Consider the following 22866-nt stretch of genomic DNA (forward strand, 5'->3'; position numbering starts at 1 on the left):
TGGTCGTGCGCCTTTAGGCGTTCTTCAGCACTTCACTGACAATCTCTACCGCTTCTTTTTCGATCAGTTTGCGATGTTCTTCGCCGAGGAAGCTTTCGCAGTAGATCTTGTAGGCGTCTTCGGTGCCTGACGGACGCGCCGCGAACCAGCCGTTGTCGGTCATCACTTTCAGGCCGCCAATCGCCGCCCCGTTGCCCGGCGCTGCGGTCAGACGGGCGGTGATCGGATCCCCCGCCAGGGTGTCAGCGCTGACCATTTCCGGCGACAGCTTAGACAGCGCCGCTTTCTGCGCGGAGGTCGCGGAAGCCTGCAGACGGTTGTAGCTCGGCGCGCCAAAGCGCTCCGCCAGCTCGTTATAGTGCTCCTGCGGGTTTTTGCCGGTCACTGCGGTGATTTCCGCCGCCAGCAGGCACATGATAATGCCGTCTTTATCGGTGGACCACGGCGTGCCGTCGAAGCGCAGGAAGGAGGCCCCGGCGCTCTCTTCGCCGCCGAAACCGAAGCTGCCGTCGAACAGGCCGTCGACGAACCACTTAAAGCCCACCGGCACTTCCACCAGCTTGCGGCCCAGATCGTTCACCACGCGGTCAATCATCGCCGAGGAGACGAGGGTTTTACCGACCGCCACCTCTTTGCCCCACTGCGGACGATGCTGGAACAGGTAGTTAATCGCCACCGCCAGATAGTGGTTCGGGTTCATCAGCCCGGCTGGGGTGACAATCCCGTGACGGTCGTAATCCGGGTCGTTGGCAAACGCCAGATCGAACTTATCGCGCAGCGCCAGCAGGCCCGCCATCGCACATTCCGAGGAGCAGTCCATGCGGATGGCGCCGTCTTTATCGAGGTGCATAAAGCGGAAGGTCTGGTCTACCTGGTCGTTCACAATGGTCAGATTGAGCTTGTAGTGCTCGCCAATGCGCTTCCAGTATTCGATACCGGAACCGCCCAGCGGATCGACGCCCAGCGTCAGGCCCGCTTTCTGGATCGCCGCCATGTCGACGATATCCGCCAGGCCTTCAATAAACGGCTGCACCAGATCCTGCTCTTTGACGTGGCCGGAAGCCAGCGCCGCGTCCAGAGGAAGGCGTTTCACGCCCTGCAGGCCAGCGGCCAGCAGTTCGTTGGCGCGGTTTTCCACCACTTTGGTGACGTTGGTATCAGCCGGACCGCCGTTTGGCGGGTTGTACTTGATACCGCCATCTTCCGGCGGATTGTGTGACGGGGTGATCACAATGCCGTCCGCCAGCGGACCGCCTTTTTTGTTATGCACCAGAATCGCATTGGAGACCGCCGGCGTCGGGGTGAAGCCGTTGTTTTCCTGCACGATCACGTCAACACCGTTGGCGGTTAACACTTCCAGCACCGAAATAAACGCCGGCTCGGACAGGGCGTGGGTATCTTTACCGACATAGCACGGACCGGTGATCCCGTTCTTCGCACGATCTTCCGCAATCGCCTGGGCGATGGCCAGGATATGCGGTTCGTTGAAGTTGTGACGCGCCGCGCTGCCGCGATGGCCGGAGGTGCCGAATTTGACCGCATGCTCCGCATTACCGACTTCAGGCTTCAGCACGTAGTACTGAGCAGTCAGTTGGGCGACGTTAATCAAATCACTCTGTTGCGCAGGCTGCCCCGCACGTTTATCGATTGCCATTGCCTGATCCTTCTGGTGCAAATGTTAAAAAGCTAGATCGTGCCGCAAACCTTTTCAATCAGCTCCGCAGGGAACTGCATCGACTGCATGATGTGCTCAATCATGCTGCATTTACGGCCGGTATTGGTATTGGTGATCACCCACCACGGTGTACCAGGAACCTGTTTCGGTTTGGTCTGATTACCGCTTTTCAGCAGCGTACGCGCATCTTCCGCAAAGTAGACGCGCGTGCGGCCATGCAGAGACTCCGTCGCCTCGGCAAATGCTTTACTGTCCAGGGAGTAGAGGGTGGTCAACACCAGCATAAAACGGTTCACCGCGCGCTTCTGCTCGGCGTATTCATCAGATAACAGCATCTCGCGCATGGCGCGGACTTTATCTTTCGCCGGGTTAGCGGGTTTCACCTCAACGGCAGGCGCGGGCGCCAGCGCCGGCGCGGCTTTGCTGACCTGTGTAGCCGGTTGGGAAACGGCGGAAAATTTCAGCATGCGCCGTAAAATGTCGGATGCGCTCTCGCCGATATGCAGAGTGTGGCTGGCAATATAGCGATAGAGTTCATCATCAACTTCAATTGTTTTCATCTTAATCCAGTGCGATATCTTTTCTGAATACAAATCGTTGGGATTATAAGTACAAATCCCAACCGCGGATAGCGTCAAACCAGGATGGCGGTAAAACTCAGAAAACTTCTGGGTCTTGCAGCCGGATGGCAGAATGTCCAACATAATACCCTAACCCGACGGAGCGAAAAAAAGAACTTTGCCATGAAATTAAATAGCCGAGCGCAATCTGCACAGAATCCGCACAACCACTCCCCGATCGTGCTGGTCCACGGTCTGTTTGGCAGCCTGGACAACCTGGGCATCCTCGCCCGCGACCTGGTCGCCGACCACGATATTCTGCAGGTCGATATGCGCAACCACGGTTTGTCGCCGCGGTCGCCAGAGATGACCTACCCCGCGATGGCGCAGGATCTGCTCGATACGCTCGACGCGCACCAGATTGAGCGCGCCACCTTTATCGGCCATTCGATGGGCGGCAAAGCGGTGATGGCGCTGACCGCCCTGGCGCCGGAGCGCATCAACGGTCTGGTGGCGATCGATATCGCCCCGGTGGATTATCATGTTCGCCGCCATGATGAGATCTTCGCCGCTATCCGCGCCGTCAGCGAATCCGCCGCCAGCACCCGCCAGCAGGCGGCGCAGGTGATGCGCGAGCATCTGCAGGAAGAGGGGGTGATTCAGTTCCTGCTGAAATCTTTCGTCGACGGCGACTGGCGCTTCAACGTCCCGGTGCTGTGGGACCAGTACCCGTATATCGTCGGCTGGGAAACCATCCCGGCCTGGCCGCACCCGACGCAGTTTATTCCCGGCGGTAACTCACCCTACGTGACCGACGCCTACCGCGACGCGCTGCTGGCCCAGTTCCCGCAGGCCCGGGCCCACGTCATCGCCGGCGCCGGACACTGGGTCCATGCCGAGAAACCCGAAGCGGTGTTGCGCGCGATCCGCCGCTATCTCACGAGCATTGGCGCCTGATTGGCTAAAATATGCCCGACCGCGCCGCAGAATGCCCGCGGTCGTTGGCGCAGCCGTTCGCCTGATGTATGATGGCGCGCTATCTGCGCCGGCTAGAGCCCGGCAGCTTGTTTCCCCGAAGTCACTCAGAATCATGGCAAAAGAACAAACGGACCGTACGACATTAGATTTGTTCGCAAACGAGCGTCGCCCGGGAAGACCAAAAACCAATCCGCTGTCGCGCGATGAACAACTGCGCATCAACAAACGTAATCAGCTGAAACGCGATAAAGTGCGCGGGCTGAAGCGCGTGGAGCTAAAGCTCAACGCCGACGCGGTCGATGCGCTTAACGAACTGGCGGAAGCGCGTAATATGAGCCGCAGCGATCTCATCGAAGAGATGCTGATGACGCAATTAACCGCCCTGCGCAGCCAGGGAAAAGTCTAACTTTCCGCGAAAAATCCGCATTCATGTAGCAGAGTGTGCAGTCGGGCGTGATTGCTGTTTCCGCGTCCTTGCCTGTTCTGCTATGATTGCCGTTATCTGTGGGCATCGCGTCCCTACCACATCATTTAAGTTTCAAGAGGTTATTTTACTCATGGCAATCATCGGCATCTTTTTTGGCAGCGACACCGGCAACACCGAAAATATTGCAAAAATGATTCAAAAGCAGCTTGGTAAAGATGTTGCTGATGTTCACGACATTGCCAAAAGCAGCAAAGAAGATCTGGAAGCCCACGACATCCTGCTGCTCGGCATCCCGACCTGGTACTACGGTGAAGCCCAGTGTGACTGGGACGACTTCTTCCCGACGCTGGAAGAGATCGACTTTAACGGCAAGCTGGTGGCGCTGTTCGGCTGCGGCGACCAGGAAGACTACGCAGAGTACTTCTGCGATGCGCTGGGCACCATCCGCGACATCATTGAGCCGCGCGGCGCGACCATCGTTGGCCACTGGCCGACTGCCGGCTATCACTTCGAGGCCTCCAAAGGCCTGGCGGATGACGACCACTTCGTCGGCCTCGCCATTGATGAAGACCGTCAGCCGGAACTGACCAACGAGCGCGTTGAGAAGTGGGTGAAGCAGGTAGCTGAAGAGCTGCACCTCGAAGAAATCAAAAACGCCTGATCATTAAGCGGCGCAATCATTGAGTTGCGTCGTATTAATAGACAAAAGCAATCAAACTAATAGCTACAAGTTTTTAACTTTTAATCACATATCTGTACAATGTCCTCTGATTCTACGAGGCACGTGACGCAGTTTGTAGCTGGTGCCTCGTTTTTGACAGCAAACCAGGCCCGATGCTTGCAGTTTTCATTTACCAGTGGCAGTTCTATAATGAGACGCATTACGTCGGGTTAATTTCTGTATGACTTCCGTTGAAGGAAGTAGATCGTTTAGCAACAGGACAGATTCCGCATGACTGACAACAATACCGCATTAAAGAAGGCTGGCCTGAAAGTCACACTTCCTCGACTGAAAATCCTTGAAGTGCTGCAGGAACCGGATAACCATCATGTCAGTGCGGAAGACTTATATAAACGCCTGATCGACATGGGCGAAGAGATTGGTCTGGCGACCGTTTACCGCGTCCTCAACCAGTTTGATGACGCCGGTATCGTGACTCGTCATAATTTTGAAGGCGGTAAATCCGTTTTCGAACTGACCCAGCAGCATCACCACGATCACCTGATCTGCCTCGACTGCGGCAAAGTGATCGAATTCAGTGATGACTCTATCGAAGCGCGCCAGCGTGAAATCGCTTCCCGTCACGGCATCCGCCTGACCAACCACAGTTTGTATCTGTACGGTCACTGTGCGGAAGGTGATTGCCGCGAGGACGAACACGCCCACGACGCAGTGGAAAAGTAATTCCCTGCTTCGCCTGCTCTGAAAAGCCAACCAGCCGGTTGGCTTTTTTATGGGCGCTTCTGCCGCGCTTCCCGCTCACGTCCCGGCGGCGACCCTCGCGAGTCCCCGCTTTGTCCGGAGAGTTGATATGGAACTTCGCCAGCTACGCTATTTTACGCGCATTGTTGAAACCGGCAGCATGGGCCGCGCCGCGCTCGATCTGAATATCGGCGTCTCGGCGCTCAGCCAGCAGATCGCGCGTCTGGAAAATGAGCTGTCCATTCGCCTCCTGCAGCGAACCTCTCGCGGCGTGACGCCCACCAGCGCGGGCCTCGCTTTCTACTCACAGGCGCAGCTGGCGCTGCGTCATGCCGATGATGCCATCCTCGCCGCCCGCGAGGCGCGGCTGTCGGGCCACGTCAGCGTCGGCATGGCCCCCAGCACCGCCTCCGTTCTTGGCGTACCGTTCATCAACGCGATGCGCGAGAGCTACCCCGACGTCCGCCTGCACCTGGTGGAAAGCCTCTCCGGGAATCTGGAGCGGATGATCAACACCCGCCAGCTGGATTTAGCCATCGTCTTCCAGCAGGAGAAGATCCTGCGCTGGAGCGCCAGACCGGTGCTCGAAGAGCGCCTGTTCCTGATTGGCACCCATGCGCTGTTGGCCTCGCTGCCGGATGACCCTGTTTCCCCTGACCAGCTCACCACCCTGCCGCTGATTATGCCAAGCCAGGGCCACGGCCTGCGCGGCAGGCTGGAGGCGGTTTGCCAGCAGCACAGCCTCAGCGTTGAGGTGGTGGCGGACATTGACGGTCTGGCCCTGCTGATGCAGGCCGTGCGCAGCGGACTGGGCGCCACTCTGCAGCCCGGGGCCGCTATTTCCCATCTCGACCATCAGGCGCTGAGGGTGATCGGCATCGCTAATCCGGTCCTCAGCCGCCCCAACTTTCTGGTCAGCCTGTCGGATGATGAGCTCACCCCGGCAGGCCTTGCGGCACGGGTCATACTAAGCAAAGTCATGCGCCAGCTGGTGGAGTCCGATCGCTGGCCAGGCGCCACCCTTTACGTTAACTAAACCCCTCTTTAGCGTTACGCCATAGCGCCCCGCCGCCGTTACCGCCTACATTCCCATTACAAATTTAACAATTAATTAAATTGTAAGGGAGCCGATAATGGTGGATGTACTGGTCATTGGCGGCGGCAATGCCGCGCTATGCGCCGCCTTAACCGCCCGGGAAGCCGGCGCCTCGGTGCTGCTGCTGGAGGCGGCGCCGCGGGAGTGGCGAGGCGGCAATTCGCAGCACACGCGTAACCTGCGCTGTATGCACGATGCGCCGCAGGACGTGCTGGTCGACAGCTATCCGGAAGAGGAGTACTGGCAGGATCTGCTGCGCGTCACCGAAGGGAACACCAACGAAGCGCTGGCCCGGCTGGTGATCCGCACCTCGTCACAGTGCCGGGACTGGATGCGTCAGCACGGGGTTAACTTTCAGCCGCCGCTCTCCGGCGCCCTGCACGTGGCCCGCACCAACGCCTTTTTTATGGGCGGCGGCAAAGCGCTGGTCAATGCCTATTACCGCAGCGCAGAGCGGATGGGGGTGCAGATCCGCTACAACACGCCGGTGCAGGCTCTGGAACTGCGCAACGGTGAATTTGTCGCCGCGCTGGCGGGCGAGGAACGGATTGTCGCGAGAAGCTGCGTCCTCGCCGCCGGCGGATTTGAATCCAACCGCGAGTGGCTGCGCGAGGCCTGGGGGCAAAATGACCGCGGCGAATGGCCCGCCGATAACTTTCTCATCCGCGGCACGCGCTTCAATCAGGGGGTGCTGCTCAAGTTTATGATCGACGCCGGGGCCGATATCATCGGCGATCCTTCCCAGTCCCACTGCGTCGCCATTGACGCCCGGGCGCCGCTCTATGACGGCGGGATCTGCACCCGCGTCGACTGCGTTTCGCTGGGGGTGGTGGTCAACCGCGATGCCGTGCGCTTTTATGATGAGGGGGAAGATTTCTGGCCTAAACGCTACGCCATCTGGGGCCGACTGGTCGCCCACCAGCCTGGACAGATCGGCTACTCGATCATCGACAGCAAAGCCATCGGCCACTTTATGCCCCCCGTCTTTCCCGGCGCTCAGGCCAATACCATCGCGGAACTGGCCCGCCAGCTGGGGCTGGACGGCGAACGCTTAGAGCAAACCATCGCCGACTATAATGCCGCCTGCGCGCCGGGCCAGTTCGATCACACCCGCCTGGATAACTGCGCGACCTCTGGCCTCACGCCGGCGAAAACCCACTGGGCGCGCCCCATCGATACGCCGCCTTACTACGGCTACGCCCTGCGGCCGGGGATCACCTTCACCTACCTCGGGCTCTACGTCGACGACACCGCCGCCGTCCATTTCGCCGGTCAACCCAGCCGTAATCTGTTCGTCGCCGGGGAAATGATGGCCGGCAACGTGCTGGGCAAGGGCTACACCGCCGGCGTCGGGATGTCGATCGGCACCACCTTCGGCCGCATCGCCGGCCAGCAAGCCGCCCGGGCGGCGCAGCAGGAGAAACACCATGAAGTCGCTTGAAAAGCTGATCATTGACGCGCAGATCATCACCGAACCGGAGGCGGAAGTCGAACGGGTGATGCAGGTGTGTAACGCCTGCCGCTACTGCGAAGGGTTTTGCGCCGTGTTCCCGGCGATGACCCAGCGCCTGGCCTTTGGCAAGGCGGATATCAACTATCTGGCTAACCTGTGCCATAACTGCGGCGCTTGCCTGCATGCCTGCCAGTATGCGCCGCCGCACGAGTTCGCCATTAACGTGCCGAAGGCGATGGCCGAAGTCCGGCTCGAGACCTATCAACACTACGCCCAGCCCGCCGCCTTTGGCAGCCTGTACCGCCGGGCCGGCATGACCACCGTGCTGGCGCTGGTCGGCGGCCTGATTGTCTTTCTGCTGCTGGCGATGGGGCTCAAAGGCTCGCTGCGCCATCCGCCGCTGGCGGGCGACTTCTACCAGATATTCCCCCATAACCTGCTGGCGTGGATGTTTGGTTCGGTCTTTGTGCTGGCGATTGGCTTACTGATGAGCGGGGTGATCCGCTTCTGGCGCGAGATCTCCCCGGGCCAGCCGCAACCGATTGATATTGCGAAGGCATCCCATGATGCGCTGACGCTGAAATATCTCGACGGCGGCCACGGGAAAGGCTGCAACGAAGCCGATGACGCCTTCACCCTGCTGCGCCGCCGTTTCCACCACTGCACCTTCTACGGCTTTATGCTCTGTTTCGCCGCCACCGTGGTGGCCACGGGCTATCACTATATCGCCGGCCAGGAAGCCCCCTACCCGTTCTTCAGCCTGCCGGTGCTGCTCGGCACCCTCGGCGGCATCGGCCTGCTGGTCGGCCCGGCGGGCCTGCTGTGGCTGAACCTGCGCCGCTCGCCGCTGCACGGCGACGCGCGGCAGAAACCGATGGATCGCGGATTTATTCTGCTGCTGCTGCTGACCAGCTTCACCGGCCTGGCGCTGCTGGCGGGGCGGGATACTTCGTGGATGGGCGTCCTGCTCGCCATCCACCTCGGGGTGGTGATGGCCCTGTTCTTAACCCTGCCGTATGGAAAATTTGCCCACGGATTTTATCGCTGTGCGGCGTTACTCAAGTGGGCGATTGAGAAACGCCGCGGAAAACAGGCGGGCGTCGCCGGCGACTGACCTGCCCCTCTGCACCCGATAACAACAAGATAATGACAATGGAGAGCACCCCCTATGACCCAACAACCCACCCGCGCCGGCACCGTCGGCGCTATCCTCCGCGTGACCAGCGGTAATTTTCTCGAACAGTTCGACTTCTTCCTGTTTGGCTTTTACGCCACCTATATCGCCCGCACCTTCTTTCCGGCGGAGAGCGAGTTCGCGGCGCTGATGCTCACCTTTGCGGTATTTGGCTCGGGCTTCCTGATGCGTCCTATCGGCGCGGTGGTGCTCGGCGCTTATATCGACAGAATCGGTCGCCGCAAAGGGCTGATGGTCACCCTGGCGATCATGGGCTGCGGGACGCTACTCATCGCCCTGGTCCCTGGCTATCAGACTATCGGCGTGCTGGCGCCGATCCTCGTGTTAGTGGGCCGTCTGCTGCAGGGGTTCTCGGCGGGTGTCGAGCTTGGCGGAGTGTCGGTCTATCTCTCTGAAATCGCTACGCCGGGCAATAAAGGCTTCTATACCAGCTGGCAGTCCGCCAGCCAGCAGGTGGCTATCATCATGGCGGCGCTGATCGGCTATGCGCTGAACGCCACGCTGGAACATGAGGAGATTGCCGCCTGGGGCTGGCGCATCCCCTTTTTTATTGGCTGTATGATCATTCCGCTGATTTTCGTGCTGCGCCGCTCGCTGCAGGAGACCGAGGAATTCCTGCAGCGTAAACATCGCCCGGATACCAAAGAGATCCTGACCACCATCGCCAGAAACTGGCGCATTATTACCGCGGGGACGCTGCTGGTAGCGATGACCACCACCACTTTCTACTTTATTACCGTCTATACGCCAACCTACGGCAGAGCAGTGCTGCATCTCAGCGCCCGCGACAGCCTGCTGGTCACCATGCTGGTGGGCATCTCCAATTTTATCTGGTTACCGATTGGCGGCGCGATCTCCGATCGGATCGGTCGTCGCCCGGTGTTGATGGGGATTACCGTGCTGGCGCTGCTCACCACCTGGCCGGTGATGCACTGGCTCACCGCCGCGCCGGATTTCACCCGTATGACGCTGGTCCTGTTGTGGTTTTCCTTCTTCTTTGGCATGTATAACGGCGCGATGGTGGCAGCGCTCACCGAAGTGATGCCGGTTTATGTCCGCACCGTGGGCTTTTCGCTGGCCTTCAGCCTCGCCACCGCCATCTTCGGCGGCCTGACGCCGGCTATCTCCACTGCCCTGGTCGAGCTTACCGGCGATAAAAGCGCGCCGGGATGGTGGCTGATGTGCGCTGCGCTGTGCGGGTTCATCGCCACCGCGCTGCTGTTCGTGCGCCTGAGTCGCGGCTATCAGCCGGCGGAGAGTCAGCGCTAAAAAAACAAACGGGCGGAGATAGACTCCGCCCGTTTGCCGCTGCCGTCTGGCTTAATGGGCCGTGTTATTGCTGCGGATCTCTTTCCAGATCTGGTCGCAGCGCGCTTTCACCGCCTGATCGTTACCGGTACGGGTAGCCTGGATACACTGCTGATAATCCAGTACCCGGACGCTCTCCTGGTTAGCAAACTGCTGGTGCTGTTTATCCTCTTTCAGGACATTCAGTACGCTCTGGCAGGCTTCAATTTTGTCCGGATTGCCTTCCGCCGTATTAATACAGGCGCTATAGGCATCTTTCAGTTTGGTGTCTTCTTTCGGCGCCGGCGACGTGGTGCAGGCCACCAGAGCCGATGCCATCATGGCAATAAGCAGCATTTTTTTCATTGTCGTTCTCCCAGAGGTGCGGCAGGCTCACGCCCGCCGCGCAGGCATCAGAAAATTGTGAACGGGGCGATAACCATGAACTTCACGTCGCGCTCATCCTGGAAGATGTTGCCGTAGCCGCCGCTCCAGCTCGGAATATCGGAATGGTTGTCGTACTGGGTAAAGTGCAGTTTAAACAGCGTGCCCTTCGCCCGGCCTTCCTGCACGGTATACAGCGCATCCAGGCTGTAGGCCGACTCTTTCAGACGGTAATCAGCGTCATAGTAGGCGTCCGGGGAGGACATTTTGCCCGGCTTCGCATCCCAGGCGTACACATAAGACGCGCCAAACGCCCAGCCCGGCATATCCCAGTTTTTCATGTCATACATCGCGCCGAAGAAGACCGCTTTTTCGCCGTTGGCGTTGAAGTCGGAACGGTTATCCCACCAGATATCGAGACGACCGTTGGAGGAGGCGTAGGTCGGGGTCATACGCTGCAGGAAGTAGCCCTGCTGGCCATCGGCCTTCACCCAGGTCCCTTCCAGACGCAGATCCAGCACATCCGCCACTTTATAGCCAAAGGTTAACGCCTGCAGCCATGCGGTGCCGTCATAGATGTCGTTGACCCCGCCGTTGCTGACCTTATCGCGAGTGCCGTAGAACTGGTAGCTGGTGCTCAACGGCGCGCCGGCGACGTCAAACTTGTAGCTGGCTTTAGCAAAGTACTGATCGATATAGCCCTGAGCCTGACCAAATGCCGCCTCCAGCACCAGGTCGTTTTTGAAATCATATTTGGCGCCGACGGAGTGGAGATAATCGACTTTGGTCTTCTTATCGTTCTGGTAGAAATCATCCATCTCGATATGCCATGGCGCTTTATACTCGTTCGTCCACATGTAGGAGAAACTTAACGCGCCCGCGGTGCCATAGTCGAAGTTGGCCCCGGCTTCCGCCCCCTGATAGGTACCCGGCATAAAGCTCCAGTGCGGCGCCAGCAGGGTCTGACCGGTTGGCTGGATGTAGCCCGCGCGCGCCCATGCCGGACCGTATTTAAATTTCGCAGCGGCTTTATACAGGCTGATGCCGCTCTTATCGCCGGAGTAGTCTTCGTCATAGGCTTTGTTACGCGACGAGAAGGCGATTTCGTTCGGGTGGCCGCTGTCGCCGTTCTCCGCCATTTCAATCGCGGTAAACGCCGCAATATCAAGGCCAAACATATCGGCGGCATAGCCGGACTGGAAGTCCAGGTTGGCGTTCCAGGTGGAGTGGGAAAGGTTGGTTTTGTATTTGTCGCCGTCGGTCACATCTTTACGGTCACGCTCACGCTGCCAGTAATAGATACCGCCGGTTAAAGTAGAATCATCGATAAAGCCTGCTGCGCTGGCCTGCGGAATCACAACCCAGCCCGACATCGCGGTGACGGCGGCAATAGCCAGCGCCAGCGTACTACGTTTGCCACTAAACGTACGCATGTGCATATCCTCTTTGACGTTTTAAAAGGCGAAGACCAGGGGTCATTCGCTAAAAAAAATAAATAACACTGCAAAATGTGGGGCGGTGAAAAAGGCCGCGAAACCACTGTAGATAGACTATTTTTCGTGACGCGAATTATCAATGTTTTTCGTGAGGCAAAGCTTAAGATTATGACAAAGCGCACATAATTTATGTCGTTTTGTTACAGTCTTATCTCTGATGATTTTGTCATGGAAGTCATTGCAAAATCAGGGAAAAACGCAAAACCTGAACGCGATTACATTGGTTTTTTGTATGAGACAGGAAATATCAGAAGCGTTATTTATTTCCGGTTTGAAACAGAATTAATTCGCTTCGCGAAAATAAAAAGAGTAATTGGCTGATTCTGAAACAAAAAAAGCGCCGCAGAGTGCGGCGCTTTGACGGTAGGGAAACGGTTATTCGCCCGCTTTCGCCCAGGTATCGCGCAGACCGACGGTGCGGTTAAACACCAGACTGGTTGCGGTTGCATAGCGGCTGTCGAGGCAGAAGTAACCTTCACGTTCAAACTGGTAAGCTTTACCCGCTTCCGCCTGCGCCAGGCTCGGCTCCGCGTAACCCTGTTTGATCACCAACGATTCCGGATTGATCACCGCGAGGAAATCCTCCGCTGCGCCCGGGTTTGGTACGCTGAACAGGCGATCGTAGAGACGGATCTCTACCGGCAGCGCATGCGCCGCGCTCACCCAGTGGATCACGCCTTTGACCTTGCGGCCATCAGCCGGATCTTTACTCAGGGTGTCGGCATCGTAGGTGCAGAAGATAGTGGTGATATTGCCTTCGGCATCTTTCTCCACGCGTTCCGCTTTGATGACGTAGGCGTTGCGCAGACGCACTTCTTTGCCCAGCACCAGACGCTTGTACTGCTTGTTGGCTTCTTCACGGAAGTCCGCGCGGTCGATCCAGATTTCCGCACTGAACGGCACTTCGCGGCTGCCCATCTCCGGCTTGTTCGGATGGTTCGGCATCGCCACCATTTCGCTTTCGCCCTGCGGGTAGTTCTCGATAACCAGTTTCACCGGATCGATCACTGCCATCGCGCGCGGCGCGTTTTCGTTGAGATCTTCGCGAATGCAGGACTCCAGCGACGCCATCTCAATGGTGTTGTCCTGCTTGGTCACGCCGATGCGCTTGCAGAATTCGCGGATGGATTCGGCGGTGTAGCCGCGACGACGCAGACCGGAGATGGTCGGCATACGCGGATCGTCCCAACCTTCCACGTGCTTCTCGGTCACCAGCTGGTTCAGCTTACGCTTGGACATCACCGTGTATTCAAGATTCAGGCGCGAGAATTCGTACTGGCGCGGGTGAACCGGGATGCTGATGTTGTCCAGCACCCAGTCGTACAGACGACGGTTGTCCTGGAACTCCAGGGTACACAGCGAGTGGGTAATGCCTTCCAGCGCATCGCTGATGCAGTGGGTGAAGTCGTACATCGGGTAGATGCACCACTTGTTGCCGGTCTGATGATGCTCAGCGAACTTAATGCGATACAGCACCGGATCGCGCATCACGATGAACGGCGACGCCATATCGATCTTCGCGCGCAGGCAGGCCTTGCCCTCTTCGAAGCCGCCGCTGCGCATTTTTTCGAACAGCGCCAGGTTTTCTTCCACGCTGCGGTCGCGATACGGGCTGTTCTTACCCGGCGCTTTCAGGGTGCCGCGATATTCACGAATTTCATCAGGAGAGAGTTCATCAACATAGGCCAGGCCTTTGTTGATCAGCTCAACCGCATACTGATGCAGCTGATCAAAGTAATCAGACGAGTAGCAAACGTCCCCGGACCAGTGGAAACCTAACCACTGCACGTCGTTTTTAATCGACTCCACGTATTCGATATCTTCTTTCACCGGGTTGGTGTCATCGAAACGCAGGTTGCATTGGCCCTGATAATCCTGGGCGATGCCGAAGTTCAGGCAGATGGATTTCGCATGGCCAATGTGCAGATAACCGTTCGGCTCCGGCGGGAAGCGGGTGTGAACGGTGGTGTGCTTACCGGTAGCCAGATCTTCATCAATGATCTGACGGATAAAGTTAGTCGGGCGGGCTTCTGCCTCACTCATCACGGGTTCCTCAAAGCGTAAACAACGTATAACGGCACATGATCTTACAAGCAGGGCGTAGTGACAACTATTAGTTACGTAAAATAGGTATCAGAAGAGGATTATGGGGCCGATTGCTGCAAAAAAAAGCGGCGAAGGTTTCCCTTCGCCGCTGAGGCATAAACTCAACTCAGGAGCCTTACTTGCCTTTAATCTCATACAGCGGCGTCTGGCCGGCAACGACCTTACCGCTCGCCAGTATCACCAGCGCGCTGTAGTCATCGCTGTTGCTGCAGACCACCGGGCTAATCATCGAGCGCGCGTTGGCGTTGAGGAAGTCCAGATCCATTTCCAGAATCGGCTCGCCCGCCTTCACGTCCGCGCCCTCTTCAACCAGACGTTTGAAGCCCTTGCCTTCCAGCGCCACGGTGTCGATACCCATGTGGACAACGATTTCCGCACCGTTGTTGGTTTCGAGGCAGAACGCGTGGTTAGTATTGAAAATTTTCACCACGGTACCGGCGGCCGGGGCCACCACGATGTTGCTGGTCGGTTTCACCGCGATACCGTCGCCGACGGCTTTGCTGGCGAAGGCTTCGTCCGGCACCTGTTCGAGGGCCACCACGTCACCGGTAATCGGCGAAACCAGCGACTCAACGGTCTTCGCGTTCGCTACCGCCTGCGGTTTAGCCGCGGGCGCTGCGGTGGCGACGTTGCCAGCCGGCGCGGCTGCCGCTGCCGCTACCGGGCCGCGGGTCACCACTTTTTTCATCTCATCGCCGATAGACTCTGCCTTCGCGCCGACGATAACCTGGATGGTTTGCTTATTCAGTTTCACCACCCCGGACGCGCCGAGACGTTTACAGGCGGCGTCGTTGACTTTCGCCGAATCGCCCACGGTCAGGCGCAGACGGGTGATACAGGCGTCAATCGCTTTCAGGTTGTCCGTTCCGCCCACCGCGGCGATATAGCTGGTCGCCAGCTGGGTCAGGCCTTCTTCAGTGTTGCTGTTCGCTTCTTCCGTTACCACGTCAGCAGCTTTGTCTTCACGACCCGGCGTTTTCAGGTTGAACATGCGGATCACCGCGCTGAACAGCAGGAAGTAGACGAAGAAGAACACCACGCCCATCACCAGCAGCATCCAGACGTTTTTGCTGGCGGCCGGCAGGCTGTACATCAGCACGTAGTCAATGGCGCCTGCGGAGAAGGAGAAGCCCGCATGAATGCCCAGCGCCGTTGCGATGAACAGGCTGATACCGGTCAGTACCGCGTGCAGGAGGTACAGCAGCGGAGCCAGGAACATGAACAGGAATTCCAGCGGCTCGGTTACCCCGGTCAGGAACGCGGTGATGGCAACAGACAGCAGCATACCGCCCACCATCGGACGACGCGCTTTCGGAGCGGCCAGATACATCGCCAGCGCCGCGCCCGGCAGACCAAACATCATGATCGGGAAGAAGCCGGACATGAACATCCCCGCGGTGCCGTCGCCGGCGTAGAAGCGGTTGATGTCGCCGTGGAACACGGCGCCTGCGGCGTTCGTGAACTCACCAATCTGGAACCAGGCGATGGTGTTCAGCACCTGATGCAGACCGGTCGGGATCAGCAGACGGTTGATAAAGCCGAAGATACCGGAACCCAGCGCCCCTGCGGAAACGATCCACTCGCCGCCCGCATGGATAGCGTGCTGCACCGGCGGCCAGACGTAGCCGAAGAGCGCCGCGAGGATCAAACAGAAGAAGCCGGTGGCGATCGGCACGAAGCGTTTGCCGCCGAAGAAGCTCAGGAAGTCCGGCAGCTTGATGCCGGCCCAGCGATTGTACACCGCCCCTGCTACCAGACCGGTAATAATACCGGCCAGTACGCCCATGTTGATTTCCGGATTGATGGTGACCATCGCTTTGGTCATCACGAAATAACCTACTGCACCGGCCAGCGCCGCAGAACCGGCGTTATCCTTGGACCAGCTTGACGCCACACCGATAGCAAAGATCAGCGCCAGGTTGTCGAAGATAGCCCCACCCGCTTGCGCGATGAAGGGTACATTCAACAGGTCTGGTTGCCCGAAACGCAGCAGCAATGCCGCGACCGGCAGCACTGCGATAGGGAGCTGTAACGCCCTACCCAGTCGCTGAAAGAAACCTAAAATATTCATCTTATTCCCCCTATGAGACCCCGATGAGGCTCATTTTCAAAGCCACTTTTTTATTGTGTAACAAGGTCGGTTTTATCACTTACCGGCAAAGTGTGTGAAAAATTAATTCGTATCGCAAATTAAACGGGTATTTTTTGTGATAATTATCACCAAATATCGTATTCACCCCTCCCTTAGACTGGCTAACATCGAAAACTTATTTTATCATTCAAAAAATCAACACGGATTGACCCCGGTCGGCGCAGTTGCTGCAATACTCTCCTCAGAGTGCTGGCGCCAATCCGCCAGATTCTACTTTTAACTATAGAGGTGAAGAATGAGACTGATCCCCCTGGTAACCGCTGAGCAGGTCGGTAAATGGGCTGCCCGCCATATCGTGAACCGCATTAATGCATTCAAACCAACCGCGGACCGTCCGTTCGTGCTGGGTCTGCCGACCGGCGGCACCCCGCTCACCGCCTACAAGGCGCTGGTTGAAATGCATAAAGCAGGCCAGGTTAGCTTCAAACACGTTGTCACCTTCAACATGGATGAATACGTTGGCCTGCCGAAAGAGCATCCGGAAAGCTATCATAGCTTCATGCACCGTAATTTCTTTGACCACGTTGATATTCCGGCAGAAAATATCAACCTGCTGAATGGTAACGCGCCGGACATCGATGCGGAATGCCGTCGCTATGAAGAAAAAATTCGTTCCTACGGTAAAATCCACCTGTTTATGGGCGGCGTGGGCAACGATGGCCACATCGCGTTCAACGAACCGGCCTCTTCTCTGGCGTCCCGCACCCGTATTAAGACCCTGACCCATGACACCCGTGTGGCGAACTCCCGCTTCTTCGACGGCGACGTGGATCTGGTGCCGAAATATGCGCTGACCGTCGGCGTGGGCACCCTGCTGGATGCAGAAGAAGTCATGATTCTGGTGCTGGGCCATCAGAAAGCGCTGGCGCTGCAGGCGGCAGTTGAAGGTAACGTCAACCACATGTGGACCATTACCTGTCTGCAGCTGCATCCGAAGGCGGTGATCGTCTGCGACGAACCGTCCACCATGGAGCTGAAAGTGAAGACGCTGAAATATTTCAACGAATTAGAAGCTGAAAATATTAAAGGTCTGTAATGTAGTCGCGTCCCGCGACTTTGCGCGGGACCATCTTTTTCTTTGTATGCATCATCAGGCCGGCGGCAAACGAACGTTCCCGGGCCTGATGAGACGTATATACCGGGGGTCGTAATGTATGCATTAACCCAGGGCCGGGTTTATACCGGTCATGAAATTCTCGATGACCATGCGGTTGTTATCGCTAATGGCCTTATCGAACGTCTTTGTCCGCTGGCAGATTTGCCGTCTGACATCGAGCAGCGCTCAGTCAACGGCGCGATCCTCGCCCCCGGTTTTATCGACGTCCAGCTCAACGGCTGCGGCGGCGTGCAGTTTAACGACAGCCCTGACGCGGTCACTGTCGAAACGCTGGAGATCATGCAGAAGGCCAACGAACGCTCAGGCTGCACCAGCTTCCTGCCGACGCTGATTACCTCCAGCGACGATCTGATGAAGCAAGGCGTCCGCGTGATGCGCGAATACCTGCAAAAGCACCCGAACCAGGCGCTGGGTCTGCATCTTGAAGGACCCTGGCTGAATATCGTTAAGAAAGGCACCCACAATCCCGACTACGTGCGTAAACCGGACGCGGCGCTGGTCGATTTCCTGTGCGACAACGCCGATGTGATCACCAAAGTGACCCTCGCCCCTGAGCGCGTCGAGCCGGAAGTGATCCGCAAACTGGTCGCCGCCGGGATCGTCGTCTCCGCGGGCCACTCCAACGCCACGCTGAAAGAGGCGAAAGTGGGCTTCCGCGCGGGCATTACCTTCGCCACCCACCTGTATAATGCAATGCCGTACATTACCGGCCGCGAACCGGGTCTGGCCGGGGCGATTTTTGACGAGCCGGATGTCTACTGCGGTATTATTGTCGACGGGATGCACGTCGATTACGCCAACGTGCGCAACGCCAAGCGCCTGAAAGGCGACAAACTGTGCCTGGTCACCGACGCCACCGCGCCGGCGGGGGCGAATATTGACCAGTTCATTTTTGCCGGGAAAACAATATACTACCGCAACGGGCTGTGCGTAGATGAAAACGGCACCCTCAGCGGATCTTCCCTGACCATGATTGAAGGGGTGCGTAATCTGGTTGAGCATTGCGGTGTGGCGCTGGACGAAGTATTGCGGATGGCGACGCTCTATCCCGCGCGCGCCATTGGTGTGGACAAGCAGCTCGGCAGCATTGCGCCGGGTATGGTCGCTAACCTGACCGCCTTTACACGCGATTATAAAATCACCAAGACCATCGTTAATGGTAACGAGGTCGTCACTGAGTAAGTAAAAGTATGACAGCAGGCGGACAAGCTCAAATTGGTAACGTTGACCTCGTAAAACAACTGAACAGCGCGGCCGTGTACCGCCTGATTGACCAGCATGGGCCTATCTCGCGCATTCAGATCGCGGAACAAAGCCAGCTTGCCCCTGCCAGCGTGACCAAAATCACGCGTCAGCTTATTGAGCGCGGCCTGATCAAAGAAGTCGATCAGCAGGCCTCCACCGGGGGGCGCCGCGCCATCTCCATCATTGCGGAGACGCGTAACTTCAACGCCATTGGCGTGCGCCTTGGCCGCTATGACGCCACCCTGACCCTCTATGATTTAAGCAGCAAGACCCTGGAGGAGGAGCATTTCCCGCTGCCCGAGCGCACCCAGGAAACGCTGGAACACGCCCTGCTGAATATCATCGCCACTTTTATCGAAAACTGTCAGCGCAAAATCCGCGAGCTGATCGCCATCTCGGTGATCCTGCCGGGGCTGGTGGATCCAGAAAGCGGCGTGATCCGCTATATGCCGCACATTGCGGTGGAAAACTGGGGCCTGGTCGGGGCGCTGGAAAAACGCTTCAACGTTACCTGCTTTGTCGGGCACGATATCCGCAGTCTGGCGCTGGCCGAGCACTATTTTGGCGCAAGCCAGGACTGCGAAGACTCCATTCTGGTGCGCGTGCACCGCGGCACCGGGGCGGGGATCATCTCCAACGGACGCATTTTTATTGGCCGTAACGGCAACGTGGGCGAAATTGGCCATATTCAGGTCGATCCGCTGGGCGAACGCTGCCACTGCGGCAACTTCGGCTGCCTGGAGACCGTCGCGGCGAACGCCGCCATCGAACATCGCGTTCGCCATCTGCTGGACCAGGGCTACCAGAGCCGCCTGACCCTCGATGACTGCACGATCAAAACCATCTGCAAAGCGGCCAACAAGGGCGATGCACTGGCCTGCGAGGTGATCGAGTACGTAGGGCGTCACCTCGGAAAAACGATCGCCATCGCCATCAACCTGTTCAATCCGCAAAAAATCGTCGTCGCCGGCGAAATTGTGGAAGCCGAGAAAGTGCTGCTCCCGGCCATTGAGGGCTGCATTAACGCCCAGGCGCTAAAGGCGTTTCGTAAGAACCTGCCGGTGGTGCGCTCCACCCTCGATCATCGCTCAGCGATTGGCGCCTTCGCGCTGGTCAAACGCGCCATGCTCAATGGCACGCTGCTGCAGCGCTTGCTTGAGAGCTAATCGCCCCCCTCTACAGATAAGCGCGTCGCTCTGTCACTGGCGGGCATCGCCCGTCAGAGGTGTGAAACCGCATCGATGACGCGTATAGTTTCGTCTTTGTTAATGATTCTGGACCCACCATGACCATTCAAAACATAATTTGTGATATTGACGGCGTGCTGATGCACGATAACGTCGCCGTTCCCGGCGCTGCCGAGTTTATCAAGCGCATCCTCGATAAAGGCATGCCGCTGGTGATGCTGACCAACTACCCGTCGCAAACCGGGCAGGATCTGGCGAACCGTTTCGCCACCGCCGGGATTGAGGTGCCGGATAGCGCCTTCTACACCTCGGCAATGGCGACGGCCGATTTTCTGCGCCGCCAGGAAGGCAAGAAAGCCTATGTGGTGGGTGAAGGGGCGCTGATCCACGAGCTGTATAAAGCCGGCTTTACCATCACCGATGTCAACCCGGACTTTGTCATCGTCGGGGAAACCCGCTCCTTTAACTGGGAGATGATGCATAAGGCGGCCTTCTTTGTCGCCAATGGCGCCCGCTTCATTGCCACCAACCCGGATACTCACGGTCGCGGCTTCTACCCGGCCTGCGGCGCCCTGTGCGCCGGGATCGAGAAGATCTCCGGCCGTAAGCCGTTTTACGTCGGTAAACCCAGCCCGTGGATCATCCGCTCAGCGCTGAACAAAATGCAGGCCCACTCCGAACAGACGGTGATCGTCGGCGACAATCTGCGCACCGACATTCTGGCCGGCTTCCAGGCGGGGCTGGAGACCATTCTGGTGCTCTCCGGCGTCTCGACCCTCGACGACATCGACAGCATGCCGTTCCGCCCGTCGTGGATCTACCCTTCCGTCGCGGAAATCGATATTTTCTAATGCCAGCCACGTCTCAGGACGTGGTTGTTCATTTCTGACGCCTGCTAAAAGCCCCCCACCTAATAAAAACGGCTTATAATTGCGTATTCTTCAATAAAGCCGTTCAAAAGATACTCTTTTTTTACTATTCAACAATCGCAGTTGCGTTTTTTCTTTTTCCGGCCGTAAAACCCTTGCGCCGGCTTCCCCTTTACGGCATTTTCTTAAGCACGCACTCAGGCTTCGCCACGAGACGAAGCCAGCACAACATCAAACACGACAGGGTAATGGAGAAGGCTATGTGTTCTATTTTTGGCGTACTGGATATTAAAACTGACGCAGGCGAGCTGCGTAAAAAGGCGCTGGAGCTTTCCCGCCTGATGCGCCATCGCGGTCCGGACTGGTCTGGCGTGTATGCCAGCGACAAAGCGATTCTGGCGCACGAGCGCCTGTCGATTGTCGACGTCAACGCCGGCGCCCAGCCGCTGTACAACGCCGAAAAAACCCATGCGCTGGCCGTTAACGGCGAAATCTACAACCATCAGGCGCTGCGCGCGGAATATGGCGATCGCTATCAGTTCCAGACCGGCTCCGACTGCGAAGTGATCCTCGCGCTGTATCAGGAAAAAGGCCCGGCGTTCCTCGACGACCTGCAGGGGATGTTCGCCTTCGCCCTGTACGACAGCGAAAAAGACGCGTACTTAATTGGCCGCGACCATATCGGTATTATTCCGCTGTATATGGGCCATGACGAACACGGCAACTTCTACGTCGCCTCAGAAATGAAAGCCCTGGTGCCGGTGTGCCGCACCATTAAAGAGTTCCCGGCGGGCAGCTACCTGTGGAGCAAAGACGGTGAAATTCGCCAGTACTATCAGCGCGACTGGTTCGATTACGACGCGGTAAAAGACAACGTTACCGATAAGAACGAACTGCGTCAGGCGCTGGAAGAGTCGGTGAAAAGCCACCTGATGTCCGACGTGCCCTACGGCGTGCTGCTCTCCGGCGGCCTTGATTCTTCGGTCATCTCCGCCATCACCAAGAAATTCGCCGCCCGTCGCGTCGAAGATCAGGAGCGTAGCGAAGCCTGGTGGCCGCAGCTGCACTCCTTCGCGGTCGGTCTGGAAGGCTCTCCCGACCTGAAAGCGGCGCAGGAAGTGGCTAACCACCTCGGCACCGTGCACCATGAAATTCACTTTACCGTTCAGGAAGGGCTGGATGCGATCCGCGACGTTATCTATCACATCGAAACCTACGATGTGACCACCATTCGCGCTTCGACGCCGATGTACCTGATGTCGCGTAAAATTAAAGCCATGGGCATCAAAATGGTGCTTTCCGGCGAAGGCTCGGACGAAGTATTCGGCGGCTACCTCTACTTCCATAAGGCGCCGAACGCCAAAGAACTGCACGAAGAGACGGTGCGTAAGCTGCAGGCGCTGCATATGTTTGACTGCGCTCGCGCCAACAAAGCGATGTCCGCCTGGGGCGTGGAAGCCCGCGTGCCGTTCCTCGATAAGAAGTTCCTCGACGTGGCGATGCGCATCAACCCGCAGGATAAGATGTGCGGCAACGGCAAAATGGAAAAACATATCCTGCGCGAATGCTTTGAATCCTATCTGCCGGCCAGCGTGGCGTGGCGTCAGAAGGAGCAATTCTCTGACGGCGTCGGCTACAGCTGGATCGATACGCTGAAAGAAGTGGCTGCGAAACAGATCAGCGACCAGCAGCTGGAAACCGCAAGCTTCCGCTTCCCGTACAACACGCCGACCTCCAAAGAAGGCTATCTGTACCGCGAGATCTTCGAAGAGCTGTTCCCGCTGCCAAGCGCGGCGGAGTGTGTCCCTGGCGGTCCGTCGGTGGCCTGCTCTTCTGCCAAAGCCATTGAATGGGATGAAGCGTTCAAAACCATGAACGATCCGTCAGGCCGCGCGGTGGGCGTCCACCAGTCGGCCTATAAATAAGCCCTGACAGGCGATGAAACGCGAAACGGACCCTCCGGGGTCCGTTTTCTTTTTGCGGGATTTATGCCGCTGAAAAACGATAAATAACCAATAATTGCCGATTATTGCAGCGAGCTGTTCGCAACCTAACCAAACAGTCACATTACAACGATTTTCCTTGAAAAAGAGGTTGACGCTCGCAGGCCCAATACGCATAATGCGCCCCGCAACGCCGATAAGGTTACGCGAAAAAAAGATGGCTACGTAGCTCAGCTGGTTAGAGCACATCACTCATAATGATGGGGTCACAGG

Annotated in this window: 19 protein-coding genes and 1 pseudogene; 14 read left to right on the forward strand and 6 right to left on the reverse strand. The window is 57.7% G+C overall.

Going from position 1 to position 22866, the window contains the following annotated elements:
* Positions 1 to 13: 13 nt before the first annotated feature.
* Together pgm and seqA are read right to left on the reverse strand one after the other, a co-directional pair.
* Complete coding sequence (gene pgm, locus ABLV54_RS16225) at positions 14 to 1654, reverse strand: phosphoglucomutase (alpha-D-glucose-1,6-bisphosphate-dependent) (RefSeq protein WP_023288859.1); 1641 nt, start codon at positions 1652 to 1654, stop codon at positions 14 to 16.
* Between the two features lie 32 nt (positions 1655 to 1686).
* A complete protein-coding gene (gene seqA / locus ABLV54_RS16230) occupies positions 1687 to 2235 on the reverse strand; it encodes a replication initiation negative regulator SeqA (RefSeq protein ID WP_032428668.1) in 549 nt (182 codons plus the stop codon).
* A 183-nt stretch (positions 2236 to 2418) separates the two neighbouring features.
* On the opposite strand from seqA, the gene ybfF reads away from it, so the two are divergent.
* The 8 genes from ybfF to ABLV54_RS16270 all read left to right on the forward strand — a co-directional run bounded on the left by ybfF (position 2419) and on the right by ABLV54_RS16270 (position 10076).
* Positions 2419 to 3192: an esterase gene (gene ybfF / locus ABLV54_RS16235; RefSeq protein ID WP_048297063.1), complete on the forward strand. Its 774-nt coding sequence runs from the start codon at positions 2419 to 2421 to the stop codon at positions 3190 to 3192.
* A 133-nt stretch (positions 3193 to 3325) separates the two neighbouring features.
* Entirely contained in the window at positions 3326 to 3619 is a 294-nt protein-coding gene (ybfE, locus tag ABLV54_RS16240) for a LexA regulated protein (protein ID WP_002894767.1), read from the forward strand.
* A 151-nt stretch (positions 3620 to 3770) separates the two neighbouring features.
* Positions 3771 to 4301, forward strand: a complete 531-nt coding sequence (fldA, locus tag ABLV54_RS16245; RefSeq protein ID WP_002894765.1) for a flavodoxin FldA — start codon at positions 3771 to 3773, stop codon at positions 4299 to 4301.
* A 291-nt stretch (positions 4302 to 4592) separates the two neighbouring features.
* Complete coding sequence (fur, locus tag ABLV54_RS16250; RefSeq protein ID WP_004885952.1) at positions 4593 to 5045, forward strand: ferric iron uptake transcriptional regulator; 453 nt, start codon at positions 4593 to 4595, stop codon at positions 5043 to 5045.
* 127 nt (positions 5046 to 5172) lie between these two features.
* Positions 5173 to 6099, forward strand: coding sequence for a tricarballylate utilization LysR family transcriptional regulator TcuR (gene tcuR / locus ABLV54_RS16255; protein ID WP_023288855.1), 927 nt, complete (start codon positions 5173 to 5175; stop codon positions 6097 to 6099).
* A 97-nt stretch (positions 6100 to 6196) separates the two neighbouring features.
* A complete protein-coding gene (tcuA, locus tag ABLV54_RS16260) occupies positions 6197 to 7600 on the forward strand; it encodes an FAD-dependent tricarballylate dehydrogenase TcuA (RefSeq protein ID WP_248861043.1) in 1404 nt (467 codons plus the stop codon).
* Positions 7587 to 8726, forward strand: coding sequence for a tricarballylate utilization 4Fe-4S protein TcuB (gene tcuB, locus ABLV54_RS16265; RefSeq protein ID WP_023288853.1), 1140 nt, complete (start codon positions 7587 to 7589; stop codon positions 8724 to 8726). The genes tcuA and tcuB overlap by 14 nt, the downstream gene beginning before the upstream one ends.
* Positions 8727 to 8780: 54 nt before the next feature.
* Positions 8781 to 10076, forward strand: a complete 1296-nt coding sequence (locus tag ABLV54_RS16270; protein WP_023288852.1) for an MFS transporter — start codon at positions 8781 to 8783, stop codon at positions 10074 to 10076.
* A 51-nt stretch (positions 10077 to 10127) separates the two neighbouring features.
* Here the strand turns inward: ABLV54_RS16270 and chiQ are convergent, their stop codons facing one another.
* Positions 10128 to 10460: a ChiQ/YbfN family lipoprotein gene (gene chiQ / locus ABLV54_RS16275; protein ID WP_050532982.1), complete on the reverse strand. Its 333-nt coding sequence runs from the start codon at positions 10458 to 10460 to the stop codon at positions 10128 to 10130.
* Positions 10461 to 10507: 47 nt separating this feature from the next.
* A complete protein-coding gene (chiP, locus tag ABLV54_RS16280) occupies positions 10508 to 11911 on the reverse strand; it encodes a chitoporin (RefSeq protein WP_023288850.1) in 1404 nt (467 codons plus the stop codon).
* Between the two features lie 75 nt (positions 11912 to 11986).
* On the opposite strand from chiP, the pseudogene ABLV54_RS16285 reads away from it, so the two are divergent.
* Positions 11987 to 12295 (forward strand): annotated as a pseudogene (locus tag ABLV54_RS16285) (methionine synthase).
* Between the two features lie 54 nt (positions 12296 to 12349).
* On the opposite strand, the gene glnS reads toward ABLV54_RS16285, so the two are convergent.
* Entirely contained in the window at positions 12350 to 14017 is a 1668-nt protein-coding gene (glnS, locus tag ABLV54_RS16290; RefSeq protein ID WP_004885933.1) for a glutamine--tRNA ligase, read from the reverse strand.
* Between the two features lie 178 nt (positions 14018 to 14195).
* Positions 14196 to 16151, reverse strand: a complete 1956-nt coding sequence (gene nagE, locus ABLV54_RS16295) for a PTS N-acetyl glucosamine transporter subunit IIABC (RefSeq protein ID WP_023288849.1) — start codon at positions 16149 to 16151, stop codon at positions 14196 to 14198.
* Positions 16152 to 16467: 316 nt separating this feature from the next.
* Here nagE and nagB point away from each other — a divergent pair, with 316 nt between their 5' ends.
* From nagB to asnB, 5 genes are all read left to right on the forward strand, one after another.
* Entirely contained in the window at positions 16468 to 17268 is an 801-nt protein-coding gene (nagB, locus tag ABLV54_RS16300; RefSeq protein WP_012542446.1) for a glucosamine-6-phosphate deaminase, read from the forward strand.
* Positions 17269 to 17382: 114 nt separating this feature from the next.
* Entirely contained in the window at positions 17383 to 18531 is a 1149-nt protein-coding gene (gene nagA / locus ABLV54_RS16305) for an N-acetylglucosamine-6-phosphate deacetylase (protein ID WP_032455137.1), read from the forward strand.
* 8 nt (positions 18532 to 18539) lie between these two features.
* Positions 18540 to 19760 (forward strand): N-acetylglucosamine repressor, encoded by a 1221-nt coding sequence (locus ABLV54_RS16310; protein WP_032455136.1) that lies wholly within the window; start codon positions 18540 to 18542, stop codon positions 19758 to 19760.
* A 119-nt stretch (positions 19761 to 19879) separates the two neighbouring features.
* Positions 19880 to 20632 carry an HAD-IIA family hydrolase gene (locus tag ABLV54_RS16315; RefSeq protein ID WP_023288846.1) on the forward strand — a complete coding sequence of 251 codons (753 nt, stop codon included), beginning with the start codon at positions 19880 to 19882 and terminating at the stop codon, positions 20630 to 20632.
* 278 nt (positions 20633 to 20910) lie between these two features.
* Entirely contained in the window at positions 20911 to 22575 is a 1665-nt protein-coding gene (asnB, locus tag ABLV54_RS16320) for an asparagine synthase B (protein WP_032455135.1), read from the forward strand.
* Positions 22576 to 22866 lie beyond the last annotated feature (291 nt).

It is taken from the genome of Klebsiella sp. JB_Kp042, from assembly GCF_040065275.1.
Lineage (GTDB): Bacteria > Pseudomonadota > Gammaproteobacteria > Enterobacterales > Enterobacteriaceae > Klebsiella > Klebsiella quasipneumoniae.

What these genes read in the sequence shown, in the direction of transcription:
- pgm (WP_023288859.1), bottom strand. Translation starts at nt 1,654, where the DNA reads ATGGCAATCGATAAACGTGCGGGGCAGCCTGCGCAACAGAGTGATTTG.
- seqA (WP_032428668.1), bottom strand. Translation starts at nt 2,235, where the DNA reads ATGAAAACAATTGAAGTTGATGATGAACTCTATCGCTATATTGCCAGC.
- ybfF (WP_048297063.1), top strand. Translation starts at nt 2,419, where the DNA reads ATGAAATTAAATAGCCGAGCGCAATCTGCACAGAATCCGCACAACCAC.
- ybfE (WP_002894767.1), top strand. Translation starts at nt 3,326, where the DNA reads ATGGCAAAAGAACAAACGGACCGTACGACATTAGATTTGTTCGCAAAC.
- fldA (WP_002894765.1), top strand. Translation starts at nt 3,771, where the DNA reads ATGGCAATCATCGGCATCTTTTTTGGCAGCGACACCGGCAACACCGAA.
- fur (WP_004885952.1), top strand. Translation starts at nt 4,593, where the DNA reads ATGACTGACAACAATACCGCATTAAAGAAGGCTGGCCTGAAAGTCACA.
- tcuR (WP_023288855.1), top strand. Translation starts at nt 5,173, where the DNA reads ATGGAACTTCGCCAGCTACGCTATTTTACGCGCATTGTTGAAACCGGC.
- tcuA (WP_248861043.1), top strand. Translation starts at nt 6,197, where the DNA reads ATGGTGGATGTACTGGTCATTGGCGGCGGCAATGCCGCGCTATGCGCC.
- tcuB (WP_023288853.1), top strand. Translation starts at nt 7,587, where the DNA reads ATGAAGTCGCTTGAAAAGCTGATCATTGACGCGCAGATCATCACCGAA.
- ABLV54_RS16270 (WP_023288852.1), top strand. Translation starts at nt 8,781, where the DNA reads ATGACCCAACAACCCACCCGCGCCGGCACCGTCGGCGCTATCCTCCGC.
- chiQ (WP_050532982.1), bottom strand. Translation starts at nt 10,460, where the DNA reads ATGAAAAAAATGCTGCTTATTGCCATGATGGCATCGGCTCTGGTGGCC.
- chiP (WP_023288850.1), bottom strand. Translation starts at nt 11,911, where the DNA reads ATGCGTACGTTTAGTGGCAAACGTAGTACGCTGGCGCTGGCTATTGCC.
- glnS (WP_004885933.1), bottom strand. Translation starts at nt 14,017, where the DNA reads ATGAGTGAGGCAGAAGCCCGCCCGACTAACTTTATCCGTCAGATCATT.
- nagE (WP_023288849.1), bottom strand. Translation starts at nt 16,151, where the DNA reads ATGAATATTTTAGGTTTCTTTCAGCGACTGGGTAGGGCGTTACAGCTC.
- nagB (WP_012542446.1), top strand. Translation starts at nt 16,468, where the DNA reads ATGAGACTGATCCCCCTGGTAACCGCTGAGCAGGTCGGTAAATGGGCT.
- nagA (WP_032455137.1), top strand. Translation starts at nt 17,383, where the DNA reads ATGTATGCATTAACCCAGGGCCGGGTTTATACCGGTCATGAAATTCTC.
- ABLV54_RS16310 (WP_032455136.1), top strand. Translation starts at nt 18,540, where the DNA reads ATGACAGCAGGCGGACAAGCTCAAATTGGTAACGTTGACCTCGTAAAA.
- ABLV54_RS16315 (WP_023288846.1), top strand. Translation starts at nt 19,880, where the DNA reads ATGACCATTCAAAACATAATTTGTGATATTGACGGCGTGCTGATGCAC.
- asnB (WP_032455135.1), top strand. Translation starts at nt 20,911, where the DNA reads ATGTGTTCTATTTTTGGCGTACTGGATATTAAAACTGACGCAGGCGAG.